This window comes from Streptomyces sp. NPDC006134, assembly GCF_040628835.1.
Lineage (GTDB): Bacteria > Actinomycetota > Actinomycetes > Streptomycetales > Streptomycetaceae > Streptomyces.
In genome coordinates this window covers 46215-65829 of record NZ_JBEXTV010000034.1, presented here as the reverse complement: position 1 = coordinate 65829, position 19615 = coordinate 46215, and the positions used below count along the sequence as shown (strand labels likewise).

Annotated in this window: 16 protein-coding genes and 4 pseudogenes; 11 read left to right on the top strand and 9 right to left on the bottom strand. The window is 74.0% G+C overall.

What is annotated here, in order from left to right:
• Position 1 precedes the first annotated feature (1 nt).
• Both ABZ340_RS22400 and ABZ340_RS22395 read right to left on the bottom strand, forming a co-directional pair.
• Complete coding sequence (locus ABZ340_RS22400) at positions 2 to 1447, bottom strand: FAD-dependent oxidoreductase (RefSeq protein ID WP_358783564.1); 1446 nt, start codon at positions 1445 to 1447, stop codon at positions 2 to 4.
• Positions 1448 to 1612: 165 nt separating this feature from the next.
• The gene (locus tag ABZ340_RS22395) at positions 1613 to 2980 is read right to left on the bottom strand and encodes a polysaccharide pyruvyl transferase family protein (protein ID WP_358783563.1); all 1368 of its coding nucleotides are present in this window, start codon (positions 2978 to 2980) and stop codon (positions 1613 to 1615) included.
• A 322-nt stretch (positions 2981 to 3302) separates the two neighbouring features.
• On the opposite strand from ABZ340_RS22395, the gene ABZ340_RS22390 reads away from it, so the two are divergent.
• Complete coding sequence (locus tag ABZ340_RS22390; protein WP_358783562.1) at positions 3303 to 3968, top strand: phosphoribosyltransferase family protein; 666 nt, start codon at positions 3303 to 3305, stop codon at positions 3966 to 3968.
• Positions 3969 to 4121: 153 nt separating this feature from the next.
• On the opposite strand, the gene ABZ340_RS22385 is transcribed toward ABZ340_RS22390, so the two are convergent.
• Complete coding sequence (locus ABZ340_RS22385) at positions 4122 to 5315, bottom strand: CaiB/BaiF CoA-transferase family protein (protein WP_358783584.1); 1194 nt, start codon at positions 5313 to 5315, stop codon at positions 4122 to 4124.
• Positions 5316 to 5802: 487 nt separating this feature from the next.
• Between ABZ340_RS22385 and ABZ340_RS22380 the strand changes: the two are divergent.
• Positions 5803 to 5919 (top strand): annotated as a pseudogene (locus ABZ340_RS22380) (NAD(P)-dependent oxidoreductase); the annotation flags it as partial.
• A 440-nt stretch (positions 5920 to 6359) separates the two neighbouring features.
• Here the strand turns inward: ABZ340_RS22380 and ABZ340_RS22375 are convergent.
• Together ABZ340_RS22375 and ABZ340_RS22370 are read right to left on the bottom strand one after the other, a co-directional pair.
• On the bottom strand, positions 6360 to 6623 hold the full coding sequence (locus tag ABZ340_RS22375; protein WP_358783561.1) for a hypothetical protein: 264 nt from the start codon (positions 6621 to 6623) through the stop codon (positions 6360 to 6362).
• Between the two features lie 459 nt (positions 6624 to 7082).
• On the bottom strand, positions 7083 to 7301 hold the full coding sequence (locus tag ABZ340_RS22370) for a hypothetical protein (protein ID WP_358783560.1): 219 nt from the start codon (positions 7299 to 7301) through the stop codon (positions 7083 to 7085).
• Positions 7302 to 7432: 131 nt separating this feature from the next.
• Between ABZ340_RS22370 and ABZ340_RS22365 the strand changes: the two genes are divergently transcribed.
• A complete protein-coding gene (locus tag ABZ340_RS22365) occupies positions 7433 to 8338 on the top strand; it encodes a LysR family transcriptional regulator (RefSeq protein ID WP_358783559.1) in 906 nt (301 codons plus the stop codon).
• A 252-nt stretch (positions 8339 to 8590) separates the two neighbouring features.
• Here ABZ340_RS22365 and ABZ340_RS22360 read toward each other — a convergent pair whose 3' ends face one another.
• Positions 8591 to 9154 carry an NAD(P)H-dependent oxidoreductase gene (locus ABZ340_RS22360; protein ID WP_358783558.1) on the bottom strand — a complete coding sequence of 188 codons (564 nt, stop codon included), beginning with the start codon at positions 9152 to 9154 and terminating at the stop codon, positions 8591 to 8593.
• A gap of 119 nt (positions 9155 to 9273) precedes the next feature.
• On the opposite strand from ABZ340_RS22360, the gene ABZ340_RS22355 reads away from it, so the two are divergent.
• On the top strand, positions 9274 to 9936 hold the full coding sequence (locus ABZ340_RS22355) for a helix-turn-helix domain-containing protein (RefSeq protein ID WP_358783557.1): 663 nt from the start codon (positions 9274 to 9276) through the stop codon (positions 9934 to 9936).
• A gap of 39 nt (positions 9937 to 9975) precedes the next feature.
• Here ABZ340_RS22355 and trxA read toward each other — a convergent pair whose 3' ends face one another.
• Complete coding sequence (gene trxA, locus ABZ340_RS22350; RefSeq protein WP_358783556.1) at positions 9976 to 10404, bottom strand: thioredoxin; 429 nt, start codon at positions 10402 to 10404, stop codon at positions 9976 to 9978.
• A 119-nt stretch (positions 10405 to 10523) separates the two neighbouring features.
• Here trxA and ABZ340_RS22345 point away from each other — a divergent pair, with 119 nt between their 5' ends.
• Positions 10524 to 11957 carry an NAD(P)/FAD-dependent oxidoreductase gene (locus tag ABZ340_RS22345; RefSeq protein WP_358783555.1) on the top strand — a complete coding sequence of 478 codons (1434 nt, stop codon included), beginning with the start codon at positions 10524 to 10526 and terminating at the stop codon, positions 11955 to 11957.
• Positions 11958 to 12104: 147 nt separating this feature from the next.
• Here the strand turns inward: ABZ340_RS22345 and ABZ340_RS22340 are convergent, their stop codons facing one another.
• Entirely contained in the window at positions 12105 to 12779 is a 675-nt protein-coding gene (locus ABZ340_RS22340) for a peptide deformylase (protein ID WP_358783554.1), read from the bottom strand.
• Positions 12780 to 13095: 316 nt separating this feature from the next.
• Between ABZ340_RS22340 and ABZ340_RS22335 the strand changes: the two genes are divergently transcribed.
• Together ABZ340_RS22335 and ABZ340_RS22330 are read left to right on the top strand one after the other, a co-directional pair.
• Positions 13096 to 14061, top strand: coding sequence for a pirin family protein (locus tag ABZ340_RS22335; protein ID WP_358783553.1), 966 nt, complete (start codon positions 13096 to 13098; stop codon positions 14059 to 14061).
• A 291-nt stretch (positions 14062 to 14352) separates the two neighbouring features.
• Positions 14353 to 14850: pseudogene (locus ABZ340_RS22330) on the top strand (helix-turn-helix domain-containing protein); the annotation flags it as partial.
• Positions 14851 to 14926: 76 nt separating this feature from the next.
• On the opposite strand, the pseudogene ABZ340_RS22325 reads toward ABZ340_RS22330, so the two are convergent.
• Positions 14927 to 15622: pseudogene (locus tag ABZ340_RS22325) on the bottom strand (LysR substrate-binding domain-containing protein); the annotation flags it as partial.
• A gap of 109 nt (positions 15623 to 15731) precedes the next feature.
• Between ABZ340_RS22325 and ABZ340_RS22320 the strand changes: the two are divergent.
• The 4 genes and pseudogenes from ABZ340_RS22320 to ABZ340_RS22305 all read left to right on the top strand — a co-directional run bounded on the left by ABZ340_RS22320 (position 15732) and on the right by ABZ340_RS22305 (position 19436).
• Positions 15732 to 16904, top strand: a complete 1173-nt coding sequence (locus ABZ340_RS22320; protein ID WP_358783552.1) for a diaminopropionate ammonia-lyase — start codon at positions 15732 to 15734, stop codon at positions 16902 to 16904.
• Positions 16898 to 17029: pseudogene (locus tag ABZ340_RS22315) on the top strand (LysE family translocator); the annotation flags it as partial. The gene ABZ340_RS22320 and the pseudogene ABZ340_RS22315, both read left to right, overlap by 7 nt.
• A gap of 174 nt (positions 17030 to 17203) precedes the next feature.
• Positions 17204 to 17584: a VOC family protein gene (locus ABZ340_RS22310; protein WP_358783551.1), complete on the top strand. Its 381-nt coding sequence runs from the start codon at positions 17204 to 17206 to the stop codon at positions 17582 to 17584.
• A gap of 628 nt (positions 17585 to 18212) precedes the next feature.
• Positions 18213 to 19436 (top strand): PP2C family protein-serine/threonine phosphatase, encoded by a 1224-nt coding sequence (locus ABZ340_RS22305; protein WP_358783550.1) that lies wholly within the window; start codon positions 18213 to 18215, stop codon positions 19434 to 19436.
• Positions 19437 to 19615: the final 179 nt, after the last annotated feature.

Sequence of the window (19615 nt, the reverse complement as noted above, 5' to 3'; positions counted from 1 at the left end):
GTCAGTCCGGCGTGCCCGGGCCCGTGCGCAGCCGGGCGCCCTGCCGCAGCAGTTCCCGCTGCACCAGCCGGTAGGGCACGCCCCGCGGACCGTTGCCGTGGCGGATGGTCAGCGCGGCGGTCACGCCCGCGGCCTGCCCGGTCGCCATCGCGATCGGCATCACCCGGTACGACGAGTGCGCCACGTGCGTCCCCGAGATGCAGCGCCCCGCCACCAGCAGCCGGTCGGTCCCCTTCGGGACGAGACAGCGCAGCGGGATGTCGTAGAAGCGGCCCCTGGGTACCCGCTTCAGCACGGTGCCGGAGCCGCGCGGGTTGTGGATGTCGATCGGGTAGGCGCCGTGCGCGACGACGTCCGGGAACGGGCGGGCGGCCAGGATGTCGTGACCGGTCAGCTGGTAGTCGCCGACCACCCGCCGGGTCTCCCGGACGCCGATGTGGGTGCCGCTCTGCACCACGTACGACTCCTCGAAACCGGGCACGCGGGTGCGCAGGAAGCGGTCGATCTGGGCGAGCTGGCGGCGGGCCGTGTACTCGGCCCGGGTGAGGTCCCACACGCTGGTGCCCAGCACCCGCGTCACCCGGGTGCTGTTGACGGCGACCTCGCGCGGGTGCGGGGTCGCGAAGAGCAGGATGTCCTCGCGCGGCAGCCGCAGCTCACCGGCGGCCCTGGCCTCCTCGATCAGGTCCCACAGGCCGTGCACCCCGCGCCACTGGTCGGGATGGGCGCGCACGTAGTCGGCGAAGTCCGGCCGAGCGAAGTCCGCCACGCGGAACATCAGGGTCATCGGCTGCACCAGCCCGTCCTCCGGCCGGCCGATCTCGTACGACGCCCCGCAGGCCGCCGCCACGTCGCCGTCGCCGGTGCCGTCCACCACCACCCCGGCGTCGATCACCACCGGCCCGGACTTCGTCTCGAACACCACCCGCCAGCCGGCGCCGTCGTCCAAGGGAAGCGCGGTGGAGGCGAAGGCGTGGAACAGCATCCGCACCCCCGCCTCGTCCAGCATCTCCAGCAGGGACAGCTTGAACAGCTCCGGATCGAAGGGCACCGTGTACCCGGTCTTCGGGGAGGGCGGCAGGCAGCCGCCGCGCCCCATGAGCCGGTCCAGCAGCTGCCACAGGACGCCCGCGACCACCGGCTCGCCCTCGCCGTGGTCGGTGGGCAGCAGCCGGGCGTTGTCCCCGGCCTCGGTGAAGGCGGCCTGCTTGTGCTCGTTGTGGAACGACATCAGCGGCATCACCAGCGCCACGGTCGCGTTGCCGCCGAGGAAGCCGTAGCGCTCCACCAGGACCACGTCGGCCCCGGCGTCGGCCGCGGCGACCGCGGCGGCGCACCCGGAGGGACCGCCGCCGACCACCAGGACGTCACAGCGCCCGCCGTGCCGGGCCGGACGTGCCGGCAGCGTGACCGTGCGAGGCTCGTGGGGCTCTTCCAGGATCGGCATCGGTCTCCTCGGGAGGACGGGCAAAAGGCTCGGCGCCGGGGCCGGCGGCCCCGGCGCGGGCGCCTCGGCGGACGATGGCGCGGACCCGGCCGTCGCGGCCCGGCGGCGGTGCGGGGCGCCACCGGGCGGGGCGGCGGCCGGACCCTCGCCGGGCGGAAGCGGCGGTCAGACGATCAGGGGGCGGGGCTCGGCGGGACGGGGCGGTTCCGTCTCCGGGCCCGTCTCCGCACCCGCCTTCGCGCCGGCTCTTGCTCCTGTCCCTGTGCCCGCCCCGGCATCCGCCCCCGCGTCCGTCCTTGATCCCGCCCCCGCGTCCGTCCCCGGGGCCGTACCTGATCCCGCCCTCGCGTCCGTCTCCGCCTCCGCGGCCCCCTCCCGCCGCCCGCCGTCGATCTCGTCGAGCAGGACGCCGCAGCGCACGCAGGTCTCCCGCGCGAGCATGGACAGCTCCCGCATCCGGCCGCGCAGGTCGTCGCGGCGCTGCGGGTACTCGTCCCAGAGCCGGTCCACCTCCGCCAGCAGCAGTCCGGCCTGCTCGCGCGCCACCCCCACCAGCGCCGGGGCCCCGAGCCGGCGCGCGAAGTCGAACACCTTGCCGGAGTACGGCAGCGGCAGCACCGGTACACCGGAGAGCGCGGCGAAGATCACGAAGTGCAGCCGCATGCCGACGGCCAGGTCCAGATGGCGCATGAAGCCCAGGACCTGCCCCGGGCTGTAGGCGCCGTGCAGGATGCGGCCCTTGTCCGGCGCGGTCATGTGGGACAGCACGGCATGCGCGTGCCGCACGTCGTGCCGCTCCATCGGCAGGAACACCACGTGCGCGTCGAGCCGCCGTACGAGGAAGTCGGCGACGTCGGCGAGCAGCGCGTGGTAGTCGCCCTCGTCCAGCTTCTCGGCCGCCCGGCCCGGCTCCCGCACCGACATGCCCACCAGCCGGGTGTCGGTGGGCACGCCCTCGTCGCGCATCATCGCGTCGGTGAACGGCTCGGGCGTCAGCAGGAGCGCCGGATCGGCGGTGACGGTGACCTCCCGCTCCAGGCCGACCTCCTCCAGGACCAGCTTGGACTCCTGGTCCCGCACGACCACGTCGTCCATGTCCGCCAGCACGGTGCGCACCGCCTCCCGGTCCTCCGCCTCCCGCAGCGGTCCGGCGCCGACGGCGTAGGCGAAGGTCGGCACGCCCCGGTCCTGCGCGGTGCGCACCAGCCGCAGATAGCGGCGCGCCTCGCTGTCGTAGAGGATGCCGCCGCCGCCCAGCACCAGCAGGTCCAGGCCGGTCAGCGCCTCCGAGACGTGGTTGCGGCTGACGCCCTCCCAGTCCAGCACCTCGTGGACGTCGGGATGGTGGACGCGGGTGTGCTCGGCGTTCCGGCTGAAGACGACGAAGTGCGCGTCCGGCCGCTGGGCGCGCAGACAGTTCAGGATGCAGGTCAGGATCGACTCGTCGCCGATGTTGAAACCGCCGTAGGAGCCGAGCACGCCGATGCGCGGGCCCGAGCGGGCGGGCTGCGGATGGGAGGGGGCAGTGGTCATCCGGGAACTCCCGTCACGTTCGAGTCGGCCGGGCTGCCGGCCGGGGCGCGAGGGGGTCGTGGCTCGCGCCGGGTGCCGGGTTGCCTGCACCGGCCGTTCGGAAACACCTCCTGCTCCCAACGGGTGAACACCCCCCGCGGCCGAAGGCCGGGACGCCGCATCGAGGCGGCCCCGAAGGGTACGCGGGGGACACACCGGGGGCGGCCGGAATCCGCCGGGGAACCGGGGGACCGGGGACCTGGGAACCGGGGGACCGGGGAGCTGGGAACCGGGGGACCGGGATCAGGGAGGCGGGGGAGCCGAGGAAGGAGGAACGGCAGCCATGCGGTTCCACGACCGTCGGCAGGCCGGGCAGGCGCTGGCCGAGAAGCTGCGGGCCCTGCGGGACGAGGGCGCCCTGCCGGACCCCGTCGTCCTCGCGCTGCCGCGCGGTGGCGTGGCCGTGGCGCGCGAGGTCGCCCGGGAGCTCGACGCCCCGCTCGACGTGCTCGTCGTGCGGAAGATCGGGGCGCCGTTCCAGGAGGAGTACGGCATCGGCGCGATCGCCGGCGACGACGACCCGCTCTACGACGAACGCGCCCTGCACCGACTGGGCCTCACCGAGGCCGAGCTGGCCCCCGTGGTGGCGCGGGAGCGCGCGGAACTCCGGCGCCGCGAGGAGCGCTACCGGCAGGGCCGCCCCGCCCCCGACGTGCGGGGCCGTACCGTGATCGTCGTCGACGACGGCCTGGCCACCGGCTCGACGGCCCGTGCGGCCCTGCGCTCCCTGCGGCGCCGGGACCCCGGGCGGCTCGTGCTGGCCGTGCCGGTCGGCGCGCCCGAGGCGGCGGAGCTGATGCGCGCGGAGGCCGACGAGGTGGTCTGCCTGCACCGGCCGGCCGCGTTCCAGGCCGTCGGCCTCTGGTACGACGACTTCGGGCAGCTGACGGACAGCGACGTGCTGGCGGCCCTGCACGGCGACCGGCCCGCGCCCGGCTCCGGGAAGTGAGCCCTGTCCACCGGCGTGAAGCCGGTGCCGCGCGCCCAGTACCCCCTGCACGCCCTGCGCGAGTCCGGGGCCCATGTGCCCGAGACCGGCGCCCCCTGGCTCGGCTTCACCGTGCTCGTCCTCGCGGTGCGGGGGGCCTCGCGCCCTCGGACCTCAGACGACGCCGTCCGCGCGCAGCGCCGCGATGTCGCCGGGGCCGCGGCCGAGCTCCGCGAGGATGGCGTCGGTGTGCTCCCCGACGGCCGGGACGGGGTCCATGCGGGCGGGTACGCCGGCGAGGTCGGCCGGCGGCAGCAGCGCCTCCACCGTCGCCCCGCCGGGCACGGTCACCTCCCGCCAGCGGTCGCGGGCCGCCAGCACGGGGTGGCCGAGGAACGCGGCGACGTCGTTGACCCCCGCGCAGGCGACGCCGATCTCCTCCAGCTCCTTCAGGATCTCCGCGCTGCCCGACCGCGCGAACCGCCGCGCGACGATCGCGTCGAGCTCCTCGCGGTGGGCGACCCGGTCGGGGCCGGTCGCGAACCGGGGGTCGCCGGCCAGTTCCGGCCGGCCGAGGAAGTCCGCGCACAGGGCGGCCCACTCGCGCTCGTTCTGGACGGAGAACAGCACCTCCTTGCCGTCGGCGGCGCGGTAGGCGCCGTACGGCGCGATGGTGGCGTGCCGCGTGCCCAGGCGCGCGGGCTGGCTGCCGCCGTACCGGGTGTAGTAGGCGGGCTGGCCCATCCACTCGGCCAGCGCCTCGAACAGCGACACCTCCACGGGATGGACCGTGCCGGTGGTGGCGCGCGTGTACAGGGCGGTGAGGACGCCGCTGTAGGCGTACATCCCCGCGGCGATGTCGGCGACGGAGACGCCCACGCGGGCGGTGGCCTCCGGGGTCCCGGTCAGGGACACCAGGCCCGTCTGGCACTGCACCAGCAGGTCGTAGGACTTGCGGCCGGCCCAGGGGCCCGTGGTGCCGTAGCCGGAGATCGTGCAGGGGATCAGCCGGGGGTACCGGCCGGTGAGGGCGTCCGTGCCGAGGCCGAGACGGCCGGCGGCGCCCGGGGCGAGGTTCTGGACGAACACGTCGGCCCCGTCCAGCAGGTCGTGGAGGATCTCACGGCCCCGCGGGTCCTTCAGGTCCAGGGTGAGGGACTCCTTGGACCGGTTGAGCCACACGAAGTAGCTGGAGTGGCCGTGCACGGCCGCGTCGTAGCGGCGGGCGAAGTCGCCGTCGCCCGGCCGCTCCACTTTGACGACCCGCGCGCCGAGGTCGGCGAGCTGCCGGGTGGCATAGGGCGCCGCCACGGCCTGCTCCACGCTGACCACCGTCACCCCGGACAGGGGAAGCCGCCGCACGCCCATGCCCACACCCATACCCACGCCTCCTGCCACCGTGCCGGGACAGCTGCCGGCGGTGTGACCTCGATCGCCAGGTGGCCGGCCGTCCCCGCGGTCTTCACTGGTCAGACGGTTGTGACGATTCGCAGTTGGCCATTATGCCGACTGGTAGTCGGCCGGCCGGGAGTTGGCCGACGACGGCGGCCAGTTGGCCGGTGTACTCCGTCAGCAGTGGCTTGAGCCGGGCGTAACGGGTGTTCGGTCCCGGGGGCACGAGGCCGTTGGCGATCGATCCCCGGTGTCTGCGGTGCCGTAGCTCGGGAAGCAGGGCGAGGATGAGAGGGGCGAGCGCACGCTCGCTGCCGGTGACGCGCGATCAGACGAATTCCGAAGCGGCCTGGTGCCTGCAGGGTCTGATGCAGTTTCTAAGGCTTGGGCACAGCGACATCCTTCCCACCCGCCCGATAGGGCAAGCCAGTTCAGATGCCACCCGATCGTGCGGCAGACCCACCTCGTCACGGACGACAACGGCAACAGCACCATCTCCGTCGAGGACTACGCCGTCGCCCTCCTCGACGAGATCGAGCAGCCCCGCCACCACCGTCAGCGCTTCACCGTCGGCTACTGACCACCAACCCGCGCGACCGAACCCCGGACCGCCTCTGGCGGGACGGCTGGCCGAGCCATACGCCAAGACGTCCCGGCACAGCCGCCGGGCGGTGCGCCGGACAGCCGACCGTGAACGTTCTCGCCGGGCGCCGAACCTGTCCGATCTCCAGCACGTCCTCGACGGTCGAAGTACGGGGCCCGCTTGGGAGCGAGGGCTGTGGCGCCGCGGGCGATGGTCTCCTCGCGGCCGGGTGCCTCGGGGTTCTGGAGCGCGGACAGCACGGTCCGCCACAGCGTGCCCATCGATCCGTGCCGTCGTTGTCCGGCTCGGCGGGTGCCTGGCCCCGGCGCGTCGATGTCGTCGCCGGCGCCCGAGCCGTACGGCCCGAAAGCCCCGCTCGGCCCGGGCCGGCCGGCGCCCAGGTGAAGCGCCGCCCTTCATCCGGTGCGAGCAGGGAATCATCCGTCCTCCCCGCCCTTCTGGGTGGGCAGGACGACGGTGCCGGCGGGACGGAACTCGGCCAGGCACACCCCGCACAGCAGTGGCCCCCGCTCGTAGAAGTACGGGGTGACCTGCCGGCGCCATGGGACAGGGGTGCACTCGCAGACGAACGCGAACCGCGAACCGGAACGTCCTGCGCGTGGCGGGAGGCCGGCCTGGACGGTGGCCCGGAGCCGGACAGCGGCCGCGGCGTCCAGGGCGGCGATCACCCGGACCCGCACCCGGCCGCTCCAACGCGACGTCCTCAGCAACCAGGACGCGGCCGTGCTGTTCCAGGCGTCCTACGGGGGCTCCGTCTCCACCGATCCCGAGAAGCCGACCGCGGCCACCGTCGCCGGGCTGGTCAACGCCGGCCTCCTGGTCCGCGCCGACGACGGCACTGCCGTCCTGGCCGACGGCGTCCGGTACAGCCTCCGCCTCACCGGCTCCGACGACGTCAGCACCTGCTGCTGGCCAACTGCCGAACGAGACGGCCAACTACCGATCGACGTCACAGGCGGTGTCCGGTGGGCCGTGTCCGCAGACACGCACAGCGATATGTACAGCGATATGTACAGCGGTACGTACGGTGATGTGTACGGCCCCGGCCGAGCTCCTGTCAACGGTGCCCCGGTGCCGCGGCCTGCGCCTTCTTCGCCCCCGGAATCGCCTCCGCAATCGCCCCCGAACCATCCGGTCGTTCAGCGGCCCGCCGGGCTGGGGTGGTCCGGCGCGGGGCGGCTGCGGGAGACCACGCGCACGCCGCGCGCGTCGACGACCCGGACCTGCAGCGAACCGCAGCCGCACCGGGTCCACACCGTGCGGCCCGCGGCGGTGGTGTGCCCGGACACCACCTGGAAGGGCTCGGCACCGTCCGGCCATCCGCAGTGCGGGCAGGCGGTACCGGTCGTGCTGGACATGGCGACTCCTCGTGCGTCTCGGGTGCTGAACCGGTGGGTCCGGCCGGCCGTCGCGACACAGCCAGGGTGCGCCGCCGGGACCGTACACGTCCAGGTTGACTTCGTGGAGCTCACCGTGAAGCGTGGGCTTCATGATTGACCTGCGCCGGCTCCACGTCCTGAGGGCGGTCGCCCACTACGGCACGGTCACCGCCGCCGCCCACGCCCTGCACGTCACCCCGTCCGCCGCCTCCCAGCAGATCCGCCAGCTCGCCCGGGACCTGGGCGTCGGCCTGCTGGAGCCGCAGGGCCGGGGGGTACGGCTCACACCGGCCGCCGAGAGTCTCCTCGCGCACGCCGACGCCATCCAGGCCCGCTGGGAGCAGGCCGAGCTCGACCTGCGCGCCGAGCGCGGCACCCCCGCGGGGCCGCTGCGCCTGACCGGGTTCCCGGTGGCCGTCTCGGTGCTGCTGGCGCCGGTGGCGGCGCGGCTGCGCGAGCGGCATCCGGGTCTGTCGGTCCGGATCCGGGAGGCGGGCGTCCCCGAGAGCTTCGACCTGCTCTTCGAAGGCGAGAGCGACCTGGCGGTGGTGGAGACCACGCCGCGCAATCCGCCGAGGGGCGACGCCCGCTTCGACCAGCGGCCCCTCCTGGACGACCCGTTCGACCTCGTCGTCCCCGAGGACCATCCCCTCGCCGGGCGCGACCGCGTCGGCCTGGCGGAGGCGGCGCACGAGTCGTGGATCGCGCCCGTGCCCGAGAGCCCCTGCCGGCCGCACGTGATGTCCGCGTGCGGGGCCGCCGGGTTCACCCCCGACGTGATCCATCACGCGCTGGACTGGAACGTCACCGCCCACCTCGTCGCCCATCGCCTGGGGGTCGCCCTGATCCCCCGGCTCGCCCGTACGGCCCCGCACCTGCCGATCGTGCGGGTGCCCTGCGCGGGGCGACCGCACCGCAAACTGCTGACCTGCACGCGCCGCGGCGGACACCGGCGTCCGGCGGTCGCGGCCGCTCTGGAGGAACTGCGCGCGCTGGCATCGACGGCGGTGGCCTGAGAGCCCCGGACAGAAGGGGCGCCCGGTCCGTCCGGCGGGCGGTCACCCGGTCCGTCCGGCGGACGGCCGCTCGCGCCGGTTCGGCGGCGGCCCGCCACCACCGGTTCGGCAGTGGCCCGCACGCGCGAAGGGCCGGACCGGACGCCGTGCTGCACCTGGTGGACGGCTGCCAGTGGCCCGCACGCGCGAAGGGCCGGAGGTCCGACGCGACGCGTCGGACCTCCGGCCCTGATGCGGACCCGCAGGCGCCGGTCAGGCGGCCGCGGCCTCGCCGGCCTCGCCCTGCAGCCGGGTGACGATCTCGACGAGCTGCGCGGCGACCTCGGCGTCGTCGGCCGGGTGGATCGAGCCGAAGCGGTTCGAGGAACCCGGGATGGACAGCTTGACGTCCTCCACCACCTTGCCGCCGGCGACACCCACGGCCTTGCGGGTGTCGTCGTGCGCCCAGACACCGCCGTACTGGCCGAGGGCGGTACCGGCCACGGCGACCGGCTTGCCGCTGATGGCGCCGGCGCCGTACGGGCGGGACAGCCAGTCGATGGCGTTCTTCAGGACGGCCGGGATGGTGCCGTTGTACTCCGGCGTGAACAGCAGCAGGGCGTCGGCGGCACCGGCGGCCTCGCGCAGCCGGACGGCGGCGGCCGGGACGGCGCCCTCGACATCGATGTCCTCGTTGTAGAAGGGGATCTCGGCGAGGCCCTCGAAGAGCTGCACCTCGGCGCCCGCGGGGGCGAGCTTCACGGCGGCTTCGGCGAGCTGGCGGTTGTGCGAGCCGGCGCGGACGCTGCCGACGAGCGCGAGGATGCGAACGGACATGAAGAACTCCCAGGTGTGCGAAACACTGCTGCAACGATCCGGACCGCGGTCCGTTTAAGTTTCTATCATTCTAAGCGGACCGCGGTCCAGTTTTGTTCCCGATGCTTTACGCTGTCTCCATGCCAGCCGCCCTGCCTCCCTTTCCGAAGCCCCAACAGGACGTCGACCAGGCCGAGTTGCTCCAGCTGGGTGTCGATGACGGCGAGTCCGGCCTGCGTGCCGACGCCGCGCGCAACCGGGCCCGGCTACTGGAGGCCGCCGCGCGGCTGGTGGCGGAGCACGGGGCGGCCGGCGTCACGATGGAGGCGGTGGCCGCGGCGGCCTCGGTGGGCAAGGGCACGGTGTTCCGGCGCTTCGGCGACCGCACCGGCCTGCTCATGGCGCTGCTGGACCACTCCGAGAAGAAGTTCCAGGCCGCGCTCCTCGGTGGCCCCCCGCCCCTGGGCCCCGGGGCGCCGCCCGTGGAACGGCTGCGGGCGTTCGGCTGCGCGGTGCTGCGCCGTACGGCCGACGAGCTCGAACTGCAACTGGCCGCCGAACCGAGCGCCGAGCGCCGCTTCACGTCCCCGCCCCGCCGCTTCCTGCGCCATCACGTGGCCCTGCTGCTGCGGCAGGCCCTCCCGGACGCGGACACCGAACTGCTCGTCCACACACTGATGGCCTACCTCGACCCCGTCCTCGTCCACCACCTCACCCGGCAGTGCCGGATGCCGTTGACCCGCCTGGAGGCGGGCTGGCTGGACCTGGTCGCACGGGTGACCCGCACCGGTCCGCCGAGCTGACCGGCCCGCCGGGCCGGGCCGGCCGGGAGCGGACGGGCCTCACTGCCCGGACTGCCCGCTCTCCTCGCTCTGCCCCTGCTCGCTCTGCCCCTGAGCCTGTCCCTGACCCTGCTGCCGGGCGATCGACTTGCGCACCTCGTCCATGTCCAGCTTCCGGGCCTGCCCGATGACGTCCGTCAGAGCGGCCTCGGGCAGCGCGCCGGGCTGGGCGAACACGGCGATCTGGTCCCGCACGATCATCAGCGTGGGAATGGACTGGATCTTGAAAGCCGCGGCCAGCTCCGGCTGGGCCTCGGTGTCGACCTTGCCGAACACCAGATCGGGGTTCTGCTCGGCCACCCTTTCGTAGACCGGCGCGAACTGACGGCACGGACCGCACCACTCCGCCCAGAAGTCGATCAGGACGAACTCGTTGTCCGTGACCGTCCGGTCGAAGTTCTCCTTGGTGAGCTCCACGGTGCTGCTCATGGCGTGTTCCCTCTTCCTGGTGTCGGGGCGAAGCCGTCGGCACAACAGGGCCGACCGGGCGGGTATTCCGCGCACGTACCCATGTGGCCACCACGCACACCACCCACCAGACTGACCCCATGACGGATACGGAAACCAACGCGTACGACGTCGTGGTGATCGGCGCCGGACCCGTCGGCGAGAACGTCGCCGACCGCACCCGCGCCGCCGGGCTGTCCACCGCCATCGTGGAGGACGAACTGGTCGGCGGCGAATGCTCCTACTGGGCGTGCATGCCCAGCAAGGCACTGCTCCGCCCGGTCATCGCCCGTGCCGAGGCCCGCCGCGTGCCCGGACTGCGCCAGTCGGTGCAGGGCCCCCTCGACGCGCCCGCCGTTCTCGCCCACCGCGACGCCTACACCTCCCACTGGAAGGACGACGGCCAGGTGCAGTGGCTGGAGGGCGTCGGTGTCGACCTCCACCGCGGCCGGGGCCGGCTCAGCGGCCCGCGCACGGTGACCGTGACCGGCCCCGGCGGCGAGCGGCGCGTCCTGACCGCCCGGCACGCCGTCGCCGTCTGCACCGGCAGCCGCGCCGCCCTGCCCGACCTGCCGGGACTCGACGCCGTACGTCCGTGGACCAGCCGTGAGGCCACCAGCGCCAAGGCCGTGCCGGGCCGGCTGATCGTGGTCGGCGGCGGCGTGGTCGCCGCCGAGATGGCCACCGCCTGGCAGGCCCTCGGCTCCCGCGTCACCCTGCTCGTGCGCGGCAAGGGCCTGCTCGCCCGCATGGAGCCGTTCGCCGGCGAACTGGTCGCCGAGGCGCTCACCGAGGCCGGGGCCGACGTGCGCACCGGCACCTCCGTGACGTCGGTCGGCCGGGAGAACGGCACCGTCGTGGCCGTCACCGACCGCGGTGACCGGATCGAGGCCGACGAGATCCTCTTCGCCACCGGCCGCGCCCCGCGCACCGACGACATCGGCCTGGAGACCGTCGGCCTGGAGCCGGGTTCCTGGCTCGACGTCGACGACAGCCTGCGGGTGCCCGGCCACGACTGGCTGTACGCCGTCGGAGACGTCAACCGGCGCGCCCTCCTCACCCACCAGGGCAAGTACCAGGCGCGCATCGCCGGCGCCGCGATCGCCGCCCGGGCCTCCGGCACCGACGACCTGGAGTCCCACCCCTGGGGCGCGCACGCGGCGACCGCCGACCACGCGGCCGTCCCGCAGGTGGTGTTCACCGACCCGGAGGCGGCCGCCGTGGGCCTGTCCCTGGCCGAGGCCGAACAGGCCGGCCACCGCGTCCGCGCCGTCGACGTGGACCTGTCGACGGTGGCCGGCGCCGGCCTGTACGGCGACGGCTACCGGGGCCGGGCCCGCATGGTGGTCGACCTGGAGGACGAGATCGTACGCGGTGTGACCCTCGTCGGTCCCGGGGTCGGCGAGCTCATCCACTCGGCGACGATCGCGGTCGCCGGACGGGTCCCGGTCGACCGCCTGTGGCACGCCGTGCCGTCCTACCCGACGATCAGCGAGGTGTGGCTGCGGCTGCTGGAGGCGTACCGGGACAGCTGACGCGGACGGAACCGTCCCCGCCCGGCACGTCGTGGCACCCGGCCCCGCGACCGGCGCCGGGCGGCATCCGGCCGCCGGACCGGAAACGGAGGCGCTCCGCACCGGCGCCTCCGAACGCCCCCCCGAACGCCCCTCAGGGCCGCCTCGTCACCGCCGGCCGGCGCCGCCTCCGGGACTCTCGGGCAGGTCGAATCCCAGTTCCGCCGCGGCCCGGGCCGGCGTCGGCTGTGTCCAGCGCTCCGCCATCGCCGTATGCGACGACAGGGAGCGCAGTTCCGCCCGGTCCAGGTACAGCGTGCCGTCGAGGTGGTCCGTCTCGTGCTGCACGATCCGGGCGGGCCACCCCGCGAACACCTCGTCCACCACCGCCCCGTGCTCGTCCCGCGCGCGCAGCCGTACCTCCGCGTACCGCGCCACCACCGCCTGCCAGCCCGGCACGCTCAGGCAGCCCTCGAAGAACGCGGCCCGGGCGGTGCCCACGGGCTCGTACGACGGATTGACCAGCACCCGGAACGGCTGCGGCACCCGCCCGCGTGCCTCCCGCACCTCCGGGGGGACCGGCGCCGGATCCTCGATCACCGCGATCCGCAGGCCCACGCCGACCTGCGGCGCCGCCAGCCCGACCCCCGGCGCCGCGCGCATCGTGAGACGCAGCGCCTCGACGAACCGTGCCAGCAGCGCCGGCTCCAGCTGGCCGTCGAAGGGTTCGGCGCCCCGCCGCAGGACCGGATCGCCGGCCGCGACGATGGGCAACGGGCCGCCGGGGGCGAGGAGTTCCTCGACCTGTTCGGCAAGCGGCGTGCGATCACTCGGAGTTCCCATCGGCCCAGCATGCCACGGCCCCTTGCCGCCACCGGAGCCTCCTGGAGATCCTTCCGCCTCTGAAGCCCCTGAAGCCCCTGAAGCCCCTGAAGCCCCTGAAGCCCCAGGAGCCCCTGGAACGGCACGCACCGCTGTGCCTCCAAGGAACGACGCCTTCCGGAACCGGGGCCCCGGGCGCCGGGCGCCGGGCTGCGGCACCCGCCCAGGCAACGCCGTGCGTACGGCCGGGGCGGCGCGGACTGACGGCGGCGGACTGACGGCGGCGGACTGACGGCGGCGGACTGACGGCGGCGCCGGGCGGCGCTAGGTTGGGCGCATGAGCAATCTCGACCGCGTGGCGGCCCCCGCCCTGTGCGGCGGCCGCGGCTTCGTGGTGGCCGAGCCCGTACGCGAACTCCTCAGCCCGCGCCACGTCCGGCTCGGTGAGTCCACCGAGGTCCGCCGGCTGCTGCCCAACCTGGGCCGGCGCATGGTGGGCGCCTGGTGTTTCGTCGACCACTACGGCCCCGACGACATCGCCGACGAGCCCGGCATGCAGGTGCCGCCGCACCCGCACATGGGCCTGCAGACGGTGAGCTGGCTGCACGACGGCGAGGTGCTGCACCGCGACTCCACCGGCAGCCGGCAGCTGATCCGCCCGCGGGAACTGGGCCTGATGACCTCCGGCCGCGCGATCAGCCACTCCGAGGAGAGCCCCAGGTCGCACGCCCGCTTCCTGCACGGCGCGCAGCTGTGGGTGGCCCTCCCGGACGCCCACCGCCACACCGACCCGCACTTCGAGTACCACGCCGAGCTGCCGGCCGTCACCGCCCCCGGCCTGACCGCCACGCTGATCCTCGGCGACCTGGACGGAGCGACCTCGCCCGGCACGGCGTACACGCCCATCGTCGGCGCCGACCTCGCCCTCGCCCGCGGCGCGGACGTACGCCTTCCGGTCGAGCCGGACTTCGAGTACGCCGTGCTGTCCATGTCCGGCGAGGCCCACGTGGACGGCGTGCCGGTCCTGCCGGGCTCCATGCTCTACCTCGGCTGCGGCCGTACCGAACTCCCGCTGCGAGCCGAGTCGGACGCGGGCCTGATGCTCCTCGGCGGCGAGCCCTTCGAGGAGGAGCTGGTCATGTTCTGGAACTGGATCGGACGGTCGCAGGAGGAGATCGCACAGGCCCGCCGGGACTGGATGGAAGGGTCGAGATTCGGCGAGGTGAAGGGGTACGACGGTGCTCCGCTGCCCGCCCCCGAGCTGCCGGCGGTGCCGCTGAAACCCCGGGGACGGGTGCGTTGACCTGCGGGAATGTCTGGGTTTCCGCGATTGCCGGGCGGGAGGCGGTCGGGTGCTGCCTCCCGCTTTCCGGGTGCTCGTGGAAGGCCGGCTGAGCGGGCCGCGAGCCTGAGCCGCGGTGCTGGGCGATCCCGCGGTGGGGCCGTCCGCGGGCGCGTGGGGCAGAGCTTTCGCTGACCTGATGCCGACTTGGAGGGCGGGTGCCCGTCCGGAGTGCGGGGTATGGGGCCAGGTCGCCGCCTTCGCCCTGCTGGCCGCCGCCCTCGCCTGAGCCCGCGGGCCGGCACCGCGCCGGTGGGGCGCCGCGAACGCAAGAAGGCCGCCACCCGCCGGGCGATCGCCGACGCCGCGATGCGCCTGTTCCTGGAGCGCGGCTACGACGACGTCGGCATCCGCGAGATCGCCGATGCCGCCGACGTGTCCACCACCACGCTGTTCAAGCATTTCCCGGTCAAGGAGGCCCTCGTCTTCGACGAGGACACCGGCCAGGAGGCCCGCCTGCTCGCCGCCGTACGCGAGCGTCGCGAAGGCCAGTCGATTCCCGCGGCCCTGTGCGAGCACGCGCTGCGCCACCGCATGGCCGCGGCCGACAGCGACGCCCGCTTCACCGCGTTCCTCGACCTCGTGAACAGCACGCCGGCCCTGCGTGACTACGGACAAAGCATGTGGCTGCGCCATACAGCCGCCCTGGCTCAAGCCATCGCTGAGGAGAGCGGCCTGCGAGCTGACGATCCCCTCTGTACCGCCCTGGCCCACTTCGCCCTCGAAGCGCCCCGCGCGGCCCACGGCCACGACGACCTACGCCCTGGACGAGGCCGGGCAGGAAGGCGGCGGCGTGCCGCTGCTCGACGAGGCGGAGGTGGAGCAGCAGGTCCGTGGTCTCGAACCGCACGTCCGGTTCGAAGCCGGCGGTGCGGCAGAGGGCCGTGGCCCACTGCCGTGCGGCTGTGCCTTCGGGCTCCATGACCCACGGGTGGTCCGCCAGGGAGCGCAGCGCCGCCATGGGGGACTCGGCGTCCGGCCCGCCGGCCGGTGCCGGCAGGGCGAGGTGGAGGGGGTCGTCGAGCAGGTCCTCCGCTTCGAGGCCGGCGGGCCGGGGGCTGGGAGTGCCGGGGTACTCCTCGGCGAGGACGAGGTCGAAGTCGCGGCCCTGCAGGGCGGGGAGCGCCTTTTCCGGTTCCATGTGCGTGACGTGGACGCGCAGGCGCGGGTGCAGGTCGCGCAGCAGGGTGAGCGCGGTGGGGATCAGGGTCAGCGCGGCGGTCTGGAACGAGGCGATGCGCAGTGTGCCCGTCAGATCGGTGAGGGAGGCGGCGATCTCCGCCTCGGCGTGCTCCAGGCGCTCCAGGACCGCTTCGGTGTGGGCGACGAGGATCTCGGCCTGCTCGGTCAGCCGTACCCGGCGCCCCACCGGTTCCAGCAGCGGGACGCCGACCTCCGCTTCGAGCCGGGAGAGCTGCTGGGAGACGGAGGAGGGAGCGTACGACAGGGCGGCGGCGACGGCGGCGAGCGTGCCGCGGTGCTTCAGTTCCCGCAGCAGCCGCAGTCGGTGCAGGTCGAACATGCCCGGAGCTCTCCCTGGCGGCATGGAGCGGAATGGTCGGTTTTTCCGACGAGTAAAGGTCGGAAACTTTCGCTGGACCGATCCGATGGAGGCGGTGGAGGCTGGCCGTGTGTCCGAGAACGCCTCTTCCCTCCGTCCGTTGCCGTGGTCCGTGCGCCCCGATGCCCGCCTCTGGCGGTGTGATCCGCCGCCGCGCGCGGTGCGGGACTTCCACTCCGCGCTGCCCGGCTACGCGCCCAGTCCGCTGCTGGAACTCCCCTCGTTGGCGGAGGAGTTGGGCGTCGGCAAGGTGTTCGCCAAGGACGAGTCGAACCGTCTCGGCCTGCCCGCGTTCAAGGCGCTGGGTGCGTCCTGGGCGATCCACCGCATCCTTGCCGGCCGGGCCGCGAACGGCGGGGAGCGGGGCCCGCTCACCCTGGTGACCGCGACCGACGGCAACCACGGCCGCGCGGTGGCCCGTATGGCTCGCCGGCTCGGGCAGCGGGCCCATGTCTTCGTCCCGCGGGGCGTGCACCCCGAAGCCGTGGCCGCCATCGTCGGCGAGGGGGCGCGGGTCACCGAGGTCCGGGGACCGTACGACGAGGCCGTGGGGCTGGCGGCGCAAGAGGCCGCCGCGCCGGACGCCGTGCTGGTGCAGGACACCGCCTGGCCGGGCTACGAACGGATCCCCGGGTGGATCGTCGAGGGCTACTCCACCCTCTGCGGCGAGCTCGACGAGCAGCTGGCCGCCGAAGGCACCGGCGCAGGCCCCGATCTCGTCGCCGTACCCGTCGGAGTGGGGTCCTTGGCCCAGGCCGTCGTCACCCACTACCGCAGCCGCCCCTCCGGCCGCGCCCCGGCGCTGCTGTCGGTGGAGCCGGAGTCCGCCGCCTGTCTGCTGGAGAGCCTCAAGGCCGGTGAACCCGTGAGCGTCACCACGGGGAAGACCATCATGGCCGGGCTGAACTGCGGCACCCCGTCGAGCATCGCCTGGCCCTGCCTCCAGGGTGGTCTGGACGCCGCGGTCGCCGTCGACGACGACGCCAGTGCCCGGGCCGCCACCGACCTCGCCGCTCTGGGGGTTTCCTCGGGGCCCTGCGGGGCCGCGGCACTCGCGGGTCTCCGCGCGGCACTCACCGGCACCGGCGCCGACGGAAGGCGCGCCGCTCTGCGGCTGGGGCCCTCCTCGGTGGTCGTGCTGCTGAGCACCGAGGGCACCGCGGCCAACCCGCACGCCACCACCGGTCACCGCCCGCCGCCGGGCCGGTCTCCGGCGACCGGGCGGAGGCCGGCGGCATGGTGACCCACCTCGCCGCCGCGACCGGCGTCCTGGGCCTGCTCACCCTCGTGCCGGGCCCGGACATGGCGGTGGTGACCAGACGCGCCCTCGAGGCCGGCCGCGCGGACGCGCTGCGGACCGTGGGCGGGACAAGGAGAACCCGGAGCCGCCTTGCCCGGTTGCCCGAACGGGGGCGGCCCTGAAAACACTTCGACGGCGCTCGCCTCGTCCGGTACGGTCACGGGGTCGTTTTCGCTGCTGGGAGCCCATGAGGTTCGTGTGGGGCCTCCCCAGCGGTTCCCAGGCTGAGAGCAGGTTTCGTTATGGCATGTCGTATCAGTGAGCTCGTGCTCGGGTGCCGCGACCCTGAGGCGCTGGCGCGGTTCTGGTGCGAGGTCCTGGACTTCGTCGTGCTCGATCGCGAGGGTGACGACGCGGTGGAGATCGGGCCGCGCGAAGGGTTCGGTGGTCCGCAGCCGACGATCATCCTCAGCCGCAGGGACGAGCCGGAGCCGGGGAAGGCCCGGCTGCACATCGATGTCAACCCCACCGACCGCGATCAGGACGCCGAGCTCGAACGCCTTCTGAAGCTTGGCGCGCGCCCGGCCGACATCGGCCAGACGGGGGAGGAGCAGTGGCATGTCCTGGCCGACCCCGAAGGCAATGAGTTCTGCCTGCTCAAGGCCCGTCTCAACCCCCTGTGATGCTCATCGGTCACGCCACGGCACCAGATGCCCAGGGTCTGCTTCGGAGCCCAGGGTGACGGACGTGCCGTGACGTGGAGCGAACGATGTCTCCGGCAAAGGGTTCATCGGCCAGGAAGAACCCGGACACCGGAGACCTCGTGGCCGCCCTGGCGGTGACGAGGCGGCTCGACCTGACCGAAGAGCGGCCGGCGTGGACGAGACGGCAGCTCGTCGACGGGACGATACGAAGCCGTCCTCCGCCTCACCGCCGGCGACGACTGGCTCCTGACCTCGGCGGTGATACCGGGCGCGGGGACCTCGGGGTCCGGGGTTCACCGGCGGTGGGCGGTGGCGGCGGGCAGGAGGGCGAGGGCGAGGACGCCGCCGGTGAGGGCGAGGGCGCGCGGGGTGGCTGGTGGCGGCGACCATGGCGCTGTGCCTGGCCGGGGCCCGCGGTGCGGCCCCGAGGCTCCGGCCGCACGCCGAGCCGTGTACGAGGCCCGCAGACGGGTAGACGGTGATGGTCCGGGAAAGGGGCCTGCCGTGACGATGGTCTGTCACACGGTGCCGAGGAATCCGCTTCCGAGATGTGCCACCGTGCCGAGCGCCGGGCTGCCGTGGGCCTGTCCGGTGAGGGACGCCGGCCGTGGCTGAGAAGGTCACGGCGTCGCTGGGGCTTGTCGCGCTGATGCAGGACAGCCATACCGCCACGTTCGAGCAGCTTTCCGGTCTGATCGCCCGGCACGCCGCCTCGGCGGGGGTGCACGACACGGCTGTCTTCGTCGTGGACATCCGCGAGAGGGTGCTGCGCCGGCTCCCGGACGAGGAGCCGGACGCGAAGGACGGCGGCCTGGAGTTCACGGTTCAGGGCAGCCTGCCCGGCCAGGCCTATCAGCGGGTGGACCTGCTCGCCGAACCCGGCACGCCAGGCGATCGTGCCGGCCGGCGACGGTGGTGGGTGGCCGTCACCGACGGCGTGGAGCGCCTGGGGGTGCTGCGGGCCGATACCGACACCGACGACGAACCGACCCGTCAGGTGCTGCGCGAGCTGGCGTCCATGACGGCCCTGCTTCTGCTGAGCAAACGCTCTTTCAGCGACTCCTACGCCCGCCTGGTGCGCACCGAGCCGATGAACGTGGCCGCGGAGATGCAGTGGAACCTCATGCCTCCGCCCGCCTACGCCGGACACGACGTCACCGTGGGCGCGGTGATGGAACCCGCCTACCAGGTCGGCGGTGACGCCTTCGACTACGCCGTGGCCGGCAGCACCCTGCACCTGAGCGTCTTCGACGCCATGGGGCACGACACCACCGCCGGCATCACCGCCAACGTCGCCGTGGCCGCCTGCCGCAACGCCCGCCGCCAGGGCGCGTCGCTGACACAGACCAGCCGGCAGGTGGAGGACGTCCTGGTCCAGCAGTTCGGCACCAGCCGCTACGTCACCGGCGTCCTGGCCAGCCTGGACATGGCGAGCGGACGGCTGACGTGGATCAACCGCGGCCACCACCTGCCGCTCCTCATCCGCGGCAACCGGTGGACCACCGAGCTGGCCTGCCCGCCGGCGGGCCCGATGGGCACCGACCTCGGCCTGCCGGTGACCGAGTGCACCGAGCAGCTGGAACCCGGGGACCGTCTGCTGCTGTACACCGACGGCGCCGTCGAGGCCCGCGACTTTCGCGGCAGACAGTTCGGCCGGGACCGGTTCGTCGACTTCATCCTCCGCCACCACTCCGGCCGGCACACCCTGCACGAGACCCTGCGCCGGCTGATGGCCGCCGTACTGGAGCACCACGAGGGCGGACTCGACGACGACGCCACCGTCCTGCTCACCGAGTGGCGCGGCGGCCACCAGCAGGAGCTGACCCCATGACCCGCGGCACGAGTGGACCGGCACGCGTGGGCCGGACCGGTGGCGGCCACCGGCCGGTCCGGCCCACGGGCCGGTGACAAGCGACGGCCGCTTCGAGGCAGCCGCCCTCCCACGCGGTTCGCCTTCCCGGCGATGTCCGGAAGTGACGGCCCTTCCCCGGCCGGAGGTGCGTCAGGTGC